This window comes from Streptococcus loxodontisalivarius, from assembly GCF_016908645.1.
Lineage (GTDB): Bacteria > Bacillota > Bacilli > Lactobacillales > Streptococcaceae > Streptococcus > Streptococcus loxodontisalivarius.
This window is the reverse complement of sequence record NZ_JAFBEH010000006.1, coordinates 42,558-59,456: the sequence shown is the minus strand read 5'-3', so window position 1 is coordinate 59,456 and position 16,899 is coordinate 42,558. Positions and strand designations below refer to the sequence as shown.

Sequence of the window (16,899 nt, the reverse complement as noted above, 5' to 3'; positions counted from 1 at the left end):
TCTGGGGATAGACTGTTTCAGGTCAGCAACCAAAAATAAAGATTTGCTGACAAAATCGAATTCCTTTGGAATTACCGATTTTTGTCCCACTCTCTCTTTTTTATGGATTTAAAAGGAGGAGATTGGCTATATTTTCCGCTGTCCGTCTCAGATTGACTTCTGCTTCTGCTAGCGTCTCTTCCAAGGGTTGGACTTTTGATATGATGGGAAAAGCTGCGCTGATTCCAGCGGCTGGAAATGAGGGCAAATCATCTGACAGGCTGCCACAAATTGCAAGGACTGGCTTTTCTTTTGGAGTCCGTCTAGCAATACCAACTGGTGCCTTTCCTGACAAGGACTGAGCATCCATTCGCCCTTCTCCAACAATAACCAAGTCTGCTTGCGCGACTCTTCTATCAAAATCAATCCGATCAAGAATAAAATCAATCCCTGATACAATCTGTCCTGAGGCAAAAGTCACTAAACCTGCAGCCATCCCACCACCTGCTCCGGCACCTGCTAAATCCAGAATAGACGGATTAAAGGTTTGATAGAAAGTTTCCATATCCTTGTCAACCTGCTCAAACTGACTTGCATCAAGACCCTTTTGACCTGCAAAAATATAGGTAGCACCATACTTGCCACAGAGTTTATTGCTAACATCAGTAACGATGGTCAAGGATAGGTCTGACATAGATTTGACCTGACTCTTATCAATTGATTTGATTTTGGCAAGATTGGCACCGATAGCCTCCAGCTCGCTTCCATTCTCATCTAAAAAGCGATAACCTAGCCCTCTTGCCATACCAATTCCACCATCATTGGTTGAGGAACCACCGACTCCTAGAATAATCTCACGCATCCCCAACTCATAGAGAGCAAGAATCATCTCACCAACACCTTGGGTTGACAGATGTAAGGGATCTCGTTTGCCCAGTGCAACCTTTTCGAGACCACAAACCTCTGCCATCTCAAAAACGGCTAGCTTATCCTTACTTGCAAAAATAGCTCTGCCATTTTCCGAAAAAGCATGAGGAAGTTGGAGACTACTGTAAGTCAAGTCTAGGTTCTGGGCTAGCGCTGACAATGTGCCTTCACCACCATCACCGATGGGTGCCAGATCAAATGTAGCTTGAGGAAGTTTAGCCGCAAAGCCAGCTTGAAGAGCCTCTGCCACCTTCTGAGCAGACAGACTCTCCTTGAAAGAATCGGGTGCAATAAGAATGTGCATCGTTTTACCTCCTTAGAAAAATAAGGCTGGAAAATCCAACCTTTAGTTCTCGTTTAGCCAATTGTGGTAGGTTTCGAGCAGATTGACTGCCATCTGGCTTGCCAATTCAATACTGAAAGCGTCTGTTCCTTCGAGCTCAGACTGAGACACCTCTAGCTTTGTTTCATCATAAATAGCCTGTAGACTCTCCTTAGAAAGGGTCTTTTTGAAAGCATCAAATTCTTTTGACATAAGACTACCTCTTTTCTCGAATTACTAACTCTAGTATAGCAAAAATCGATTGAAAACGCTTGATTAAACTGTCTTTTTGGAAAATAGCAGAGCTTTAAACAATGGCCATATCATTGTCGTCAAATGGCATGGTTGGATTCCAGCAGACTTCCCAGACATAGTTGTCAGGATCAGCAAAGTAAGCGTGATAACCACCCCAGAAAACCTCTTGCGGTTCCTTCAAAATGCTAGCGCCAGCTGATTTTGCCAAAGCCAAAACACTATCAACCTCAGACCTTTCCTTGACATTATAAGCCATGGTCATGCCATTAAAATGCCCTGCTGGGAGCGTCGGAAGACCAGCTCCAAAATCAGCAGACAGATTTTCAAGTGGATAAAGCTCAAGCTTAGTTCCAGCATTATTGAAAAAGATAACCTCAGGACAATCAGCCGTCTCTTTAGTCTCAAAACCAAGACCATCACGGTAAAAAGCCACGGAGCGTGCCATGTCACGAACACCTAAACATATTAAATTGATACGATTCATCTGATTTCCTCACTTCTTTTACTGACCTATTATAGCAGAAAGTGGGGATTGAGGGACAAATCACTGATCAATTTCAATATTGTTTTTAGTAGTCGAACTTATTTAAGTTTCCGTCCACACACCTTTGTGAGCGCGACTTCGATGACTGTGATTCGAGTTTGACGGTCAAAGGATTTCAATCCATGCACCCGCATAAGGGCGACTCCATGATGGTACAAAGACTGAGATGGAGCGTCTGATATTTCAATCCACACGGTGCGACGAATATCGATTTGAATGGTGCAGGTTCAGCAATTCTATTTCAATCCACGCACCGTATGGGGTGCGACTAGTTAGTCAAAAAATTACTGCTACGTACACGATAATTTTAATCCACGCACCCGTATGGGGTGCGACAGAAGTGTCCGTATCAGATACCCCTGAGATAACAATTTCAATCCACGCACCCGTATGGGGTGCGACATTTTCATGCCTACCTTGGCATTATCTAGTGGGATTTCAATCCACGCACCCGTATGGGGTGCGACTTGTGACACCAGTAGCATTTATTTCCAATTCTTATTTCAATCCACGCACCCGTATGGGGTGCGACGTTTCTTGCTATATTTACTATACAGTTGTTGATTGAATTTCAATCCACGCACCCGTATGGGGTGCGACAGCATGGTAATCGATGCAGCAACGTTCGCATCAATTTCAATCCACGCACCCGTATGGGGTGCGACTTTAAACTTTTTGTTTAGTTTTTCAACTTTTTGTATTTCAATCCACGCACCCATATGGGGTGCGACCTAATTTTTGTTGTTTCGACCCAGTTATCCCAATTTCAATCCACGCACCCGTATGGGGTGCGACGAGACTTCCCACTTGGCAGTTACTTGTGGGTTTGAATTTCAATCCACGCACCCGTATGGGGTGCGACTCTTTAGCGTCTGATAGAATATCTCCAATATTTATTTCAATCCACGCACCCGTATGGGGTGCGACAGCTACATTAACAGTTAATCATGATGATACTAAAATTTCAATCCACGCACCCGTATGGGGTGCGACGGCATTTCAACGTGCCCCATGGTATACCCTATCAATTTCAATCCACGCACCCGTATGGGGTGCGACGTTAGTGGAATGGGAAGTAACATTTCAAGTCAATTATTTCAATCCACGCACCCGTATGGGGTGCGACTCGTCTACTGCTATTCAAAACAACGTATTGCAGATTTCAATCCACGCACCCGTATGGGGTGCGACGTGCTTATTTTGACTGTCGCTATCTCCACCAAAGCTATTTCAATCCACGCACCCGTATGGGGTGCGACATATTTTTCGGTAGTAATTAAGTATTCAATTGGATTTCAATCCACGCACCCGTATGGGGTGCGACTCATTTGCGGGTTTATATGATATGAGTCTTAATATTTCAATCCACGCACCCGTATGGGGTGCGACAATATCGAAAATATCAAGTGAAGCCAAAATTTCTATTTCAATCCACGCACCCGTATGGGGTGCGACTATTTTGGTAGGTATGGCATTTTGATTACGTATATTTCAATCCACGCACCCGTATGGGGTGCGACCGTCCTCTCCGTTGTAAGTCACCTCTTCTGCACAATTTCAATCCACGCACCCGTATGGGGTGCGACGTTCCTGCAAATCTTCATCATCAGGTTCTCCTCTATTTCAATCCACGCACCCGTATGGGGTGCGACGCTTGATTAATAATTACTGTTTCAGTAATTTTAGGATTTCAATCCACGCACCCGTATGGGGTGCGACATTAACAATTGTTGATAAATATTTGTCATTGTAATTTCAATCCACGCACCCGTATGGGGTGCGACTTCCTGCTTTCTCACCTTTAATGATGTTTACCAATTTCAATCCACGCACCCGTATGGGGTGCGACTAATTACATTTTGATAACCTAAAGTAACTAATTATTTCAATCCACGCACCCGTATGGGGTGCGACGTTTCTCCTTATTTTAATTTCAGTTCAGTTTCTTCATTTCAATCCACGCACCCGTATGGGGTGCGACCGTCTGGGTGGGCTTTTTCAATTTCATCAAGAAATTTCAATCCACGCACCCGTATGGGGTGCGACTGTGCCACCAAGAGTATCGAACGAAATGACTTGTATTTCAATCCACGCACCCGTATGGGGTGCGACATTGATGACAAGTAATTCTAAGCAAGGAGTTATTATTTCAATCCACGCACCCGTATGGGGTGCGACGATGGGAAGTTTAAAGGATTTATTCCTGTTATCATTTCAATCCACGCACCCGTATGGGGTGCGACCTGCTAAATCTAAATTTCAGCAAGCCAAGACCTATATTTCAATCCACGCACCCGTATGGGGTGCGACACAACTAAATGAAAGACAATTCCACCAAGAGTTATATTTCAATCCACGCACCCGTATGGGGTGCGACATAACCATCGAGCAAACGCTTTGTTTATTATATAATTTCAATCCACGCACCCGTATGGGGTGCGACTGTTGTGTCTTATCTTGTTTTTTACAAAAAACTATTTCAATCCACGCACCCGTATGGGGTGCGACCCTCTGGTATACCAGTCTTCTTTAAGACCTCAAATTTCAATCCACGCACCCGTATGGGGTGCGACATCAAAAATTCGAAATAAATGAAGCAAGGAAAAAATTTCAATCCACGCACCCGTATGGGGTGCGACAGTCCAAGGGCAAATTCGGTCAAAAAAATCTTTATTTCAATCCACGCACCCGTATGGGGTGCGACAATCTTTTCAACGATACTATCAATATCTTTTGTATTTCAATCCACGCACCCGTATGGGGTGCGACCGTAATATTGAGGAAATTCACCTCTGTTAAAAAATTTCAATCCACGCACCCGTATGGGGTGCGACGTTAGGTATCGCTATGATTTTTAACAAGCCTATCAGATTTCAATCCACGCACCCGTATGGGGTGCGACGGCGCGTAATTACACCGTTTGTGACCAAATCTCTCATTTATAGAATGGATTTAATCTATAAAATTTAGATTTTCGCCACTTTTTTAACTTTTTGTGCGCGAATGTCCCAGGATTTTATGTGTAACCTAGATTCGCACACACCACTTATAATAGCAATACTCCCTGATCAGGATCATAACTATCATCTCGACCAATCGTCTCAATTCGATTTTGCCAATTTTTTCCAAGCAAATAAAATCGAATACTATCTGATTCTTTATCAATAATCGTGACTAATTTATTTTTTATTTCTATAAATTCAGCCGGAGTAACAGAACATTCGAAAACTGAATTTTGTACACGCTGCCCATAATCAATACATAATTTCGCAACATGGCGCAGGCGCTTTCTACCTTCTGTCGTCTCTGTATTGACATCATACGTTACTAAAACCATCATAAAATATACCTAAATCAAAAACGGCGGATAAGAGTCTAATTCCCCACGAATGGCTTTCGCTAATAGTTGCGCTTGCACATATGGTAGGAGCATTAACTTAACTTTTTCTTTCGTAAAAGGATGTTCAACTTCTATATGCTTTCGCTTTTGCCAAGCTTCAATAAAAATGGAGCGCCCTTTTTCAGTCAAAATCACACTACCGTTCTCTTTGATATCAAAATGCTTTTTCGTTAATTGCCCCTTATTTATCAAAGAAAACACAAATCGATCAACAACATAAGAACGAAATTCCTCTACCAAGTCTAAAGCTAGACTGGCTCTACCCGGCCTATCTGTGTGGAAAAATCCAACATAACTATCTAATCCAACAGCTTCTAAAGCAGACTGACATTCATAAGTCAATAAACTATAGCCGAATGACATAAGTGCATTCACACAGTCTTGTGGTGGTCTTCGCGTCCGACCATTAAACTGAAACGTATCCTTATCTGTTAAGACAAGTTCATTAAAAGTACGAAAATATTGATTTGCAGCCTGCCCTTCAATTCCTAGTAACGTTTCCTTATCAGGTGCAAATTGAATCATTTCTAGTGCCTTTGTCAATTCTGAATTGACTTCTTCAAATAGCTGACTATCGATTCTATCTCGATGATCCCGCTTAAAACGAAGTAAATATTTTCGGGAATTTGACACTTTTGCTAATATAAAGCGCTTGGCATATTCCAGTGAACGAGGATGATCTGCCAATCGATAATGTTCCCGCCTGAGCAGAACATTCCCATTCGTTGGACCTACAAAACGACCACAAAAACGACCTTGAGGAGTATGAAAAGAGAGATTAATTTGCTTTTCTGCGCAAAGTTCAATTAAAGATGGTGAGGCACCTAAATATGAAAAACAGACAATACCATCAATAATACGATAAGGGAAACGATGAACAACTTTTCCTTCTTGCTTGATAACAATATTATCTCGCTCACGTGTGAGATAAAAATTATCTTGCGTAAGATATAGAGTATTTAACAGTTTTTTCATATACTATCCTCACTCATCAAAGACTGTCGAATATAATTGTCTACATTACGAGTTTTCTTACTCAACCGAGGTTTACAAATATCTACCAAAGAGCAGAGCGGACAATTCTTAAAATACTCAGCTTTACCTATGATTTTATTATCATAATAAGAATGCATTTGCTCTGCTAATTCAAAAACTTCTTTCCGTAATGCTTCCGTAATTTCAATAATTTTCTTTTGATTCACACTGTGATAGTAAAGACAACCCGTTTCAATATGACATCCGAAGGTTTCCTCTAAACAAATGGTTTGTGCTACCAATTGAACTATATCTCTCGTATCATTTTTCGGCTTGCCTCGCTTATACTCTACAATACAAGGTCGCCATTTCCCATTTTTGCCTTTCAAAGCAACTCCATTGTTATCATTGTAAAATTCTACAACATCAAGAATCCCATATAGACCAAGTCTTTTTGATGAAACATGCATCGCACGAGAGACAATAACATCTTTTCGTTTTTCTTTAATATAGGGATTATCCGCCTTTTGATGTAAAATCTGACCATGTGTCGTTGCCTCATTTTCAGCCCACTGCTGCTCAATATGAATCAACCCCCACTGCCTTTTACAAAATTGAAAATGTTGAATCCCCGATAACATTAGGTAATCATTTTCCGAGTAAACCATTTTATAGTCCTTCTAGAATTTCAACTTGTAATCCTTTGTTCTCATAATCAGCCAATTTCTCTTGATTAAGATGAAGAGCATAGTCTTCATAGTCTGTTTTATCTCGTTGTTCTTTATCAAATTCTAATAAATCAAAGATACGCGCGCTAGATACATTTCCTAGCTTACTGCTATGTGTAAACCAAAAGACTTCGCGAACACGCATTGATCCTTCAGGACGAGCTGATGAAGCATCATTTTCAAAAAGACTAATCAGTGTTTCCTTAATCACCTCAGCATCTTCATCGGAAAATCCTGTTTTTTCAGCAAAATTCGGATTAATCGAACCTTTGATGACATAGACACCATAGTCAACAAAATGCTTAGTTCCCATAGTATCTGAGGAACGACCGCTTTCATTTTTAGCCTCCATACCATTGGTACTACGGGTAATTTGTAAACTGGAAATTACAATTGGTTCTAAGGATTTCGCCATACTAATAGAGACTGGACCCCGTACACCAATTGATTTTTTTAAATAAGTAAAGACTTGACCAAAAGAACGGACATCTAGCCATAATTGATTAGCTTTTTCTTCAATTTCACTGTCAGGAGTTTTTGCAGTAAATTGATTAGAGAAACGTTTTTCTAAAGACTTAAAGTCATCTTCAATACGGTCTCCTGCCTGTACAAATATAGGCTGCCTCATATCTTGCATACGATTTCTGATTTTGCGTTTAACCGAAACATCACTCATCAAACCATAACCTTTTGCATCCGTTCTAGGCATATTTCCTGATAAGGGATCTCCGTTTGCGTTTGCTTCTCTCACTTCAACGGTAACCATAAAATCAATCTTATGTTCTAACATATCTTATTCCTCACTTTCTGCTACTTCCATGTTTTGTTTGGTGTAATAGAATTTTTTCTCAGCATAATAACCAAAGAAAAAACGATAATCCAATGACTCTTCCATTGATTTCGTCTCCAACAAAGGATTCAAGAGTTCCATAATCTCTTCTTTTTCCTTACTAAGTTTATTCCAACTACCAGGACGGTTTAATTTTAGTGTTTCTGCATATGGTTGAATTTTATTTTCTAACAACATCATTATTTTTGTTGGCTGTCCAGTATAAGCTGTCCAATAGCGCTCTGCGTTGGTAATGCGACCACTGTCGCTCCCCTCTAGCTTGTAACGTAGATGCTCAGTTAATTCATAGATAGCCAGTAGACGACCAAATAGATATGACCGATTTTGATTGGTATGATCTAGCATTGAAGAAAACTCCTCCCCGTTTTGTTTATGTAAAATTCCAAGACTAACTTGTTGCACTTGTTTCCAACGTTTCGAATACTTTTGCCTCTGACGAATATTATCTTCTAATTTTTTTACAACTGTCCCTGGTATTGACTTTCCGTCAATAAGAGCGGTAACTAATTGTTGGTATTGATCACTTTTAAAACGATCATTATCTACTTCCAAATAGCGTTCTCTATCAACTCCATAAGCAACTGAAATAATATCATTAATGATTGGAGTTTTCAGTTTATAATTGCCTGCTTTAGTCCAAATCTCCCAAGAGTAATTTTCTTGCCAAGCTTCCAGATTTTTTAATAATTGAGAAACTTGTAGACTCCTAAAATATTTTAAGGCAATGCGTCCGTTACTAGTTTTATTTAATACAGCAATGTAATATGTTGCATCACTACCAAATAGCTTTTTCCCTTTAATAAATGAAGAACCTATTTCTCTATTTTCTTCACTGGGTCTGATAAGGACTTGTGTATCTTCTTCGTCCTCATCGTCTTCAAATAAATCATCAAAGACTGGCTTTACAATATCAAGTTGACTGTTATTGACTAAATCATCACTAAACCAATTGATGAGGTATTGGGATGATCCCAACCAAGTGCTGCTATTCTTATTTTCCAGCAGATACTTAATCATTAGGTGTATTTTCTCAGAAGTTTCATAGCCTATTTTTATAATATCAACATCGTCTTTATTTGTTGAAAATCTATCTCCTTGATATGCAAATTTATTCCCATCACTCTTAGAAATTAACTTTGCTTTTCCGAACGGTCCTCCAATACTTCGATGTAACGATATAATCCTATCTTCTTTGCCACTAATATTACAGATACCTATATTTTCAGTATTAATTTGCTTTATTACTTTCAAATGATCATTATGAAGTTCTTTAAAATTTGAAACAGATATATTTTTAAAACCATCATAATTCATGATTGTAAATGTTAAATTTACTTTACTAAGTACTATTGTCTTTTTATTTTCTCCGTAAACAATCTCTGCTGAATGAAACTTATTTTCTTCATCATTGAACTCTTGAAATATCTGACAATCCTGACCAAATGCACTTTTTAAAACCAATTCAACAGATTTCGGTGCTCTTACAAAGTTATAAATAAATTCTAAAAAGCGTTTTACATTTGAACTCTTAGTCTGAGTTATCCAATTATTTAGATTTTCAAGGTATACATGCTGTTTATCCTGTCTTAATTCAGAATACATGACATAGTACCAACTATCAGTAATCGGATGCGGTGCTATCTTTGTGCTAGTCCTATTACTTGATTCAAAAGTTATAGGAAAAATGATATTAGCCCCTTCTTCAATACGCTCTGCTTTATAAAAACAACCATTATTATCTAGAAATATATTTATAAAAAAATCTGTTTTCTTTATAATTTTATTATTATGGTAAATCGGTAACAAAACAGGTTCATTATCCCCCATTCGTTGATCAACTAATCCTATTTCTTCAGCCTTTTCATAGGCATTTAAAAGAGATGTAAAGAAATCCATCAATCCTCTCCTTTCTCCATTGCCTCATACTCTTTGTACTCTTCCTCTACTGATTTAACCTGGGCAGGTGCTTTAAATGCATAACTAGACAGAGTATTTTCAATTTCACACTCCGACTGTGGTTTAAATACAATCACTCCATTTTCCATCACTGTTTTGGTAAAATAAGATTTTAATGGTCTTGTTTTATCTGTTGGATAGGCAAAAGAGTGAAACATTATGCCTAAATCAATAGTAATGCCATCGTAGTAAGAAGGGATAGTTTCATACTCTTCCTGACTGATTTCATCAACCAATCCGAAACATTCTCTTGTACCAAGGAAAATGTCTCGTCGCCCACCTTTTCGAATGGAGCGCTCCATAATGGCTTCGTGTTTGTTAGGTAGCCTATCTCGTATTAAGTCTTCACGATTTTCATTCCAAATAAAATGAAATTTTATAAGGTATTCAACATCACTCAAATAAGACACGTAGCTCAGATCTGCACTATAATCATGTAACAAAGCACGAACTCCATGCAGCTCTGTCTGAATTTGATTGACAATCTTAACTTCAGTAACAACATTTGTGAATGTCGGCTTATGATAAATGCCATCAATTATCCCCTGCAAAGCCTGTCGAGTGGGAACCGAATACGATGATCTTTCGCTCCCGCCTTTAGTAGCCGGATTGGTAAAGAGCGCCCGATCGCCGTGTATTCTCGCGTAAAAGTTTCTAGATCTGTACAATTTAAAACCTCCTTCAATATTTATAATATATACCCTTTTTGAAAAGTTAAAGTAAAAATGTTCCTGCCTCTAATATTACCCCCTTCTTCTCATTATAGTATCCATCTGACAGTATTCGAATACGTCCATTAAGGTATTCCTTTGTTGCCGCTAGTATTGGATCTCGTTCTCGAACATTCACAGTATAGGTCTGTAGTTCTTTCAATATAGATTTAATTTCTTGATAGCCTTTAGGAGTCGGATAATCTGTTTCACACAGTTCTTCTAAAACTTGTAACCGTTCAGCAGCTCCTTCATATGGCACCAAAACTCCAATACTATCATTTTTGATTAAATCCATCTTTGAACCTGCTGTCTCAAAGGCTTGCTTTAACTGTCCTTTAAAATTACGTCTTTTTTGGTAATCATTAGTACTTAAATAATCGTAAACAGATTCACCTGCATTCTCTAAAGGATAATCCATCATACCTTGATTATTAGCATAGTAATTTTCAAAAAAATCACGATTCAATAGAGTAGGATTAATAGGAGATGAAATGTTATAAAGAATTGATTCTGTTGCATTTTTCTTAGCTCTGATTTCTTTTAATCTTGAGATGTTCTCCTCATCATTTGTAAGATTAACCAATGTAACCTGTCCTTTATCTCGCTTTCCTTCACGATTACAGCGACCACTAGCTTGCACAATCGAATCAATTCCTGCGTAAGAACGAATAACACGATTAAAATCAACATCAACTCCTGCCTCAATCAATTGTGTACTAACACAAATAACAGGAATATTATTTGATAATTGCTGTTTTATTTCTGAAATAATATCAAACCTGTGCTGTGCACACATATTCGTTGATAATTGGTAGAGTGGCCTATCAGTTAGTTCTTCAAGTAAGCTGTAAAATTGATCAACAGTCTTTTTGGTATTAAAAATAGCAAGGATTGACTCATCGTTTTCAAGGACAAAGTCTACGAGTTCTGACAAGCTTGAACTTTGATTATTATCATCAAATTTTCGTAGCTCTGTTCTAGAAAAAATTTCTTTTTCTGCATCATCTAGTTCGACAATATCAGAAGCTTCTCCAGATTTACCTCCGTAAGAAATTCTGTGTTTAATTGTATTCGAATCATAAGCCGGCTGAGTAGCAGTACATAATACAACACTCGTATTCATCACTCTATTTAAAAAATTCATGGTTAGATTGAATAAGGTTGTTACTTCTATGGGTAATGATTGAACTTCATCTAAAACTAAAATACTGTTAATAAGGCTTGAAAAACGTCTAATATTTGATGATTTTGTTTTAAATAATGTTTGAAAAAATTGTACCATTGATGTAAGAATAATCTGACTATCCCAGCTATCTGTCAAGTAATCACTTATCAGTGAGTCTTTCTCATCATTATCAGCCTGCTGTTCAACCACATTGGAATGGTGTTCTAAAATACCTTTGTCACCAGTAACGTTTCTAATCTCTGTAGCATTTTGTTCCAGAACTGACAGAAAAGGAGTAATGTAAAAGAATCGTGACTTATTTTGACTGACCAATTGATGAAATCCATATCTCATACTAAGATTTGTCTTACCTGCACCAGTTGGTAAGTCCAAGCGATAGATTCCTGACGAATCATTTTCTCCTCGTATTTTTACACGTTCAGCAATTTGTGAGCGTAGTATATTTAACGGAGTAGTCGGTTTTGAAAAGCGTTCATATCTGCTTTCAATCGCTTCTAAATAGGATTTATTTAATATTTCGCGCTCGTTTTGTTTTAAAGGACTAATCAGTAACTGATAAGCATTGATCGTATCTAGAATGTCTGCATTCTTAAGCAAGGATAGATATAAACGAACAAAGCAAGACTGGTAGTATTTTTCTTCACTGGTATCAGTGATCTCTAATCTCATGACAGCTTCACGATAATTTTCAAAAGCTCTATCAATCAACATTTCTAAGCCCTTATAGCCATAATCAGATAATTTCGTCTCCAAAAATGCTGCGAAAGAAATAACATCGCTTTCAAAGTGATAATCTACCATTTCCTTTGAAATACGATTTCTAAGCTTATTGTATGCAAACATTTCACAATCTTTATCAAAGATATCGTACATTCCATGATGTGCAGATATAACATAAGCAATGATCTCGCTAAATTGTGAACGTATCATCTTATCAACTGACTTTGTCGATAAATAGGTTTTTATTTTTCTAAATAGATACTTTGCTCCAGCTGAAGAGTGATCTACACGCATCGTCGGATTATTAAGTAACTTATCCTGAAATTTACGATCTGCTTTTCCTAAATCATGGTACAGTCCTAATAGAAATAAAATATCTCCTTGACCTATATCCAGAGCATTTTCTCGAGATTTCTCTGCAACATTAAATAAATGGCTCTCTAAAGATTGTTTTAACTCTAATTTCGATTCATAATGCGCCAATAGCATATAATCACCTCGATACTTTTTCATACCTCTATTTTACTCCCAGAACCAGGATGTTTCAAGCGCTTTCAGGTTATTTAATAATATTATTTAAATATTAAAAAACTATCCAATTTCCGATATTATCAAGTTTTTTGACTGCTTGATAAGTTGGGAAAGGATAGTCTTTTTTAATATTCTGTCACTTCTGGTCTGTCATGAACATTTGATTGTTTGCCTTGGCGTGCTTGAAGGACTGCATTGACATCTTCGATGCTAACGCCAGTCTCAACTAGCATAACAGCAAGGTGATAGAGGACATCGGCTGTTTCATTAGCAATTTCGTCCTTATCGGCATTTTTGGCACCGATGACAACTTCTGTCGCTTCTTCACCGACCTTCTTCAAAATCTTGTCCAAACCTTTGTCAAAAAGGTAGTTGGTGTATGAGCCTTCCTTGGGATTGTTTTTGCGATCCAAGGCTTCTTTATAAAGTGTTTCTAACATGTTTTTTCCTCCTGAAAATAGCAGAGCTTTTTAGTCTTCTTGGCTATAAATCTCCTCAAAGAAGCATGAATAAGCACCTGTGTGGCAGGCTGCGCCCACTTGTTCTACTGAGATAAGAAGGGTGTCACGGTCACAGTCGGTCTTGATGCTTTTGACATGCTGATAGTGACCTGAGGTTGCTCCTTTGTGCCAGGGTTCATTTCGTGAACGGCTCCAGTAATGCATCTGCTTGGTTTCAAGCGTTAGCTTGTATGATTCTTCATTCATGTAGGCAAGCATGAGGACTTGTCCTGTTTCATGGTCAGTCACGATAACGGGTACAAGACCATCTTGCTTAGCAAAATCTAAGGTCGTGTCTGTCATAGTCTTACCTCCTGACCAGCAGCAGCCATGGCTTTTTTGGTATCTGCGATAGCAACTTCTCCAAAATGGAAAATAGAAGCCGCCAAGGCACCTGTTGCTGGGGTCTTTTCAAAGACTTCAACCATATGGTCAATGTTGCCAGCTCCGCCCGAAGCGATGATAGGCACATCAACGACACTGGCTACGGCGTTTAGCATGTCTAGGTCAAAGCCAGACTTAGTGCCGTCCTTGTCCATAGAAGTCAGCAGAATCTCGCCAGCACCCAAGCTAACGACCTCCTTAGCCCAATCAATCAGGTCCTTACCTGTGTCCTTGCGACCGCCTGCCACGTAAACATGCCATGAGCCGTCTTCTTCTTTGCGAGCATCGATAGCAGCAACCACACACTGATTACCGAATTTTTCAGAGCAGTCTTTAATCAGTTTAGGGTTGGCAACGGCTGATGAGTTGACCGCAACCTTGTCAGCGCCAGCCTTGAGCATCTTGTTCATGTCCTCAACGGAACGAATACCGCCACCAACTGTGAAGGGAATGAAGACCTGATCCGCCACGCGCTTAACCATATCAACAGTCGTATCACGTTCTTCGTGGGTTGCCGTGATGTCTAGAAAGACCAGCTCATCACAGCCAGCCTCGTAGTAGGCACGAGCTGAGTCGACGGGATCACCAACGTCGGTCAGATTGACAAAATTGACCCCCTTAACCACACGCCCATCCTTGACATCAAGGCAGGGAATAATGCGTTTTTTTAGCATAGGCTAGCCTCCAAATGTCTTGAGTTCATCGAGAGAAATGTTGCCATTGTAGTAGGCTTTCCCGACGATAGTTCCTGCGACGCCGATTTCTTGGAGTTTGGTTAAATCACTGAGCTCTGCAATGCCGCCAGAGGCGATGACCTTGGCAGTCGTCAATTCTGCAACAAGTCGTTCATAGTGGTCAAAGTTTGGTCCAGTCAAGGTGCCGTCACGGTCAACGTCTGTGTAGACGAAGAGTTCAACACCCATTTTTTCCATCTCTTTAGCAAGGCTGATGTAATCAACTGTGCTAGTTTCCAACCAACCTTCTGTCGCAACGAAACCATCCTTGGCATCGATGCCGACCACAATGTGCTCTGCACCGAACTTGTCCAGCGCAGCTTTGACAAAGGCAGGATCCTTAACCGCCATAGAACCGATAATGACACGGTCGATACCGACCGCAAGATAGTCCTCAATCTGCTCAAGCGTACGGATACCGCCACCGACCTCAACACCGAGACCAGTTGCTACCTTGAGAGCCGCAATCAAATCACGGTTGGTCGCAGCGCCATCAAGAGCACCGTCCAAGTCTACCACATGGATAAAATCAATACCCGCATCCGCAAAAATGCGAGCTTGACCTAAAACATCAGGATTAACAACCGTCTTCTGGTTGAAATCCCCTTTAAACAAACGGACAGCCTGCCCGTCTTTAATATCAATAGCAGGTAAAATTTGCATTCTTAAGATACCGAGAGTCGCGAGAATTTGAACCGTCAAATCCAAATCAGGCAACTCTTTTCCTTTCTATGTCGTTTAGCCAAGTCAGACTTCTAATCTTCTAGTTTTTCAAAAATTTCTGAAAGGTTCTCCTCTGTATAAAAGAGAGGATCTTCGTGTTTGGCTTCTTTGATTTGTTTGTAAGAGACTGTCACACCAGCCAAAGCTTCCAGTTTTTCAGCAAGATGCTGAGATTGGAGGTAAGGAACCTTATCATCACCTTCTCCTCCAACCTCAACAATAGCTTTCAAGCTAAAATCTGCTGGCAGTTGGTCACGATAGGTCTCCCAGTAGCTGGCTGCGCATGCTGCTTCAGATTGGTAAATGTCCTCTACACCTAGAAAGAGTGCTTCAAAATGTCCATCTCCATTGTCAAGATTTCCGAATGCACGATAGTCACTCTTCAAATGATAGAAGTCTACTGGTGCGTAGAAGCTGACTAATTTGTGAACAGCAGAGCTTTCTTCCAAGGCAACTGATAGATCACCGTCTAAAGCCTTAACCTCTGCTGTCAAAGCAGTCATGACCGACAAGTAAGCGCCAGCCGATTCGCCCCAGATGGTGATATTATCGCTATCAATGGCAAATTCGTCCGCCTGAGCTTTCAAAAAGCGAACTGCAGCCTTAACGTCAGCGAGGGCAGCTGGGAAAATCGCCTCTTTGGACTTGCGATAATCCAAGGATGCCACGACATAACCGAGGCTGAGAGCCTTGCTTATGACGGGCTGAAAAATTGGCATCTTCTGGTCTCCGAAGATAAAGGCACCACCGTGCACCAAAATCAACAAGGGATTTTTGTCCTTGGGATTTTCTGGCTGATAGAGGTCTAAAACCTGACTGGATGATTGACTGGCATAGCTTATTGTTGTAACCATTAGCTTTTCTCCTGACAGAGTCCGACAAATTTTTCCAAAATACCGAGTCCTGTATCGCCTGATTTTTCAGGGTGGAACTGGGCACCGTAGACATTATCCTTGTGGATCATGGCTGGGACTTGGATAGAGTAGTCAGCCGTCACATCGATGTAATCTTTAGGGACATCTGTAAAATAGCTGTGCACAAAATAGACCGACTGGTCTTGAAGACCTCCTGTCAGAGCTGTCTCCTGCTGAATATCAAGATTGTTCCACCCCATGTGTGGGACTGGTTTATCAGGCTGGGCTGGAATAGGGCGACAAGTCCCTGGAATGAAGCCCAGTCCTTTTGTCTCTTGATGTTCTAGCCCAGTCTCCGTCAAGATTTGCATTCCGAGACAGATTCCAAGTAGAGGTGTTCCTTTGGCTACCGCCTCTTTGATAACTGGAACCAAACCTCTTTTTTCTAGCTCTGCCATTGCCGTCGGATAAGCCCCTACACCCGGCAAAATCAAGCCAGAGGCTGCTAAAATCTTGTCGCTGTCAGCTGAAAGCTCTGCCTCAACGCCAAGTTTCGCCAAAGCACGCAGGACATTTGCAGTATTTCCTGCATCGTAATCAATGACTATAATCATAGGC

Annotated in this window: 16 protein-coding genes and 1 CRISPR repeat array; all 16 genes read right to left on the bottom strand. The window is 40.0% G+C overall.

The window, feature by feature from the left end:
- Window positions 1–100 precede the first annotated feature (100 nt).
- Window positions 101–1,210 (bottom strand): glycerate kinase family protein, encoded by a 1,110-nt coding sequence (locus tag JOC28_RS02460; RefSeq protein ID WP_205009059.1) that lies wholly within the window; start codon window positions 1,208–1,210, stop codon window positions 101–103.
- A gap of 42 nt (window positions 1,211–1,252) precedes the next feature.
- Window positions 1,253–1,441 (bottom strand): hypothetical protein, encoded by a 189-nt coding sequence (locus JOC28_RS02455; RefSeq protein WP_205009058.1) that lies wholly within the window; start codon window positions 1,439–1,441, stop codon window positions 1,253–1,255.
- Window positions 1,442–1,535: 94 nt separating this feature from the next.
- Window positions 1,536–1,967, bottom strand: coding sequence for a VOC family protein (locus tag JOC28_RS02450; RefSeq protein ID WP_205009057.1), 432 nt, complete (start codon window positions 1,965–1,967; stop codon window positions 1,536–1,538).
- 364 nt (window positions 1,968–2,331) lie between these two features.
- Window positions 2,332–4,929: direct repeats of the CRISPR family, unit length 32 nt; unit sequence ATTTCAATCCACGCACCCGTATGGGGTGCGAC.
- A 144-nt stretch (window positions 4,930–5,073) separates the two neighbouring features.
- Window positions 5,074–5,367, bottom strand: coding sequence for a CRISPR-associated endonuclease Cas2 (gene cas2, locus JOC28_RS02445; RefSeq protein WP_205009056.1), 294 nt, complete (start codon window positions 5,365–5,367; stop codon window positions 5,074–5,076).
- Between the two features lie 9 nt (window positions 5,368–5,376).
- Window positions 5,377–6,402 carry a type I-C CRISPR-associated endonuclease Cas1c gene (cas1c, locus tag JOC28_RS02440; protein WP_205009055.1) on the bottom strand — a complete coding sequence of 342 codons (1,026 nt, stop codon included), beginning with the start codon at window positions 6,400–6,402 and terminating at the stop codon, window positions 5,377–5,379.
- Entirely contained in the window at window positions 6,399–7,070 is a 672-nt protein-coding gene (gene cas4 / locus JOC28_RS02435; RefSeq protein WP_205009054.1) for a CRISPR-associated protein Cas4, read from the bottom strand. Before cas4 ends, cas1c begins: the two co-directional genes overlap by 4 nt.
- 1 nt (window position 7,071) lies before the next feature.
- Window positions 7,072–7,920 (bottom strand): type I-C CRISPR-associated protein Cas7/Csd2, encoded by an 849-nt coding sequence (gene cas7c / locus JOC28_RS02430; protein WP_205009053.1) that lies wholly within the window; start codon window positions 7,918–7,920, stop codon window positions 7,072–7,074.
- A 3-nt stretch (window positions 7,921–7,923) separates the two neighbouring features.
- Complete coding sequence (cas8c, locus tag JOC28_RS02425) at window positions 7,924–9,876, bottom strand: type I-C CRISPR-associated protein Cas8c/Csd1 (RefSeq protein ID WP_205009052.1); 1,953 nt, start codon at window positions 9,874–9,876, stop codon at window positions 7,924–7,926.
- The gene (cas5c, locus tag JOC28_RS02420) at window positions 9,876–10,604 is read right to left on the bottom strand and encodes a type I-C CRISPR-associated protein Cas5c (RefSeq protein ID WP_205009051.1); all 729 of its coding nucleotides are present in this window, start codon (window positions 10,602–10,604) and stop codon (window positions 9,876–9,878) included. The genes cas8c and cas5c overlap by 1 nt, the downstream gene beginning before the upstream one ends.
- Before the next feature lie 46 nt (window positions 10,605–10,650).
- Window positions 10,651–13,044 (bottom strand): CRISPR-associated helicase Cas3', encoded by a 2,394-nt coding sequence (gene cas3, locus JOC28_RS02415; protein WP_205009063.1) that lies wholly within the window; start codon window positions 13,042–13,044, stop codon window positions 10,651–10,653.
- A 167-nt stretch (window positions 13,045–13,211) separates the two neighbouring features.
- The gene (gene hisE / locus JOC28_RS02410) at window positions 13,212–13,526 is read right to left on the bottom strand and encodes a phosphoribosyl-ATP diphosphatase (protein WP_205009050.1); all 315 of its coding nucleotides are present in this window, start codon (window positions 13,524–13,526) and stop codon (window positions 13,212–13,214) included.
- 30 nt (window positions 13,527–13,556) lie between these two features.
- Window positions 13,557–13,889 carry a phosphoribosyl-AMP cyclohydrolase gene (hisI, locus tag JOC28_RS02405; protein WP_205009049.1) on the bottom strand — a complete coding sequence of 111 codons (333 nt, stop codon included), beginning with the start codon at window positions 13,887–13,889 and terminating at the stop codon, window positions 13,557–13,559.
- The gene (gene hisF / locus JOC28_RS02400) at window positions 13,886–14,644 is read right to left on the bottom strand and encodes an imidazole glycerol phosphate synthase subunit HisF (protein ID WP_205009048.1); all 759 of its coding nucleotides are present in this window, start codon (window positions 14,642–14,644) and stop codon (window positions 13,886–13,888) included. Before hisF ends, hisI begins: the two co-directional genes overlap by 4 nt.
- Before the next feature lie 3 nt (window positions 14,645–14,647).
- The gene (gene hisA / locus JOC28_RS02395; protein ID WP_205009062.1) at window positions 14,648–15,367 is read right to left on the bottom strand and encodes a 1-(5-phosphoribosyl)-5-[(5-phosphoribosylamino)methylideneamino]imidazole-4-carboxamide isomerase; all 720 of its coding nucleotides are present in this window, start codon (window positions 15,365–15,367) and stop codon (window positions 14,648–14,650) included.
- Between the two features lie 92 nt (window positions 15,368–15,459).
- Window positions 15,460–16,281 carry an alpha/beta hydrolase gene (locus JOC28_RS02390; protein WP_205009047.1) on the bottom strand — a complete coding sequence of 274 codons (822 nt, stop codon included), beginning with the start codon at window positions 16,279–16,281 and terminating at the stop codon, window positions 15,460–15,462.
- The gene (hisH, locus tag JOC28_RS02385) at window positions 16,281–16,895 is read right to left on the bottom strand and encodes an imidazole glycerol phosphate synthase subunit HisH (RefSeq protein WP_205009046.1); all 615 of its coding nucleotides are present in this window, start codon (window positions 16,893–16,895) and stop codon (window positions 16,281–16,283) included. Before hisH ends, JOC28_RS02390 begins: the two co-directional genes overlap by 1 nt.
- Between the last annotated feature and the right edge of the window lie 4 nt (window positions 16,896–16,899).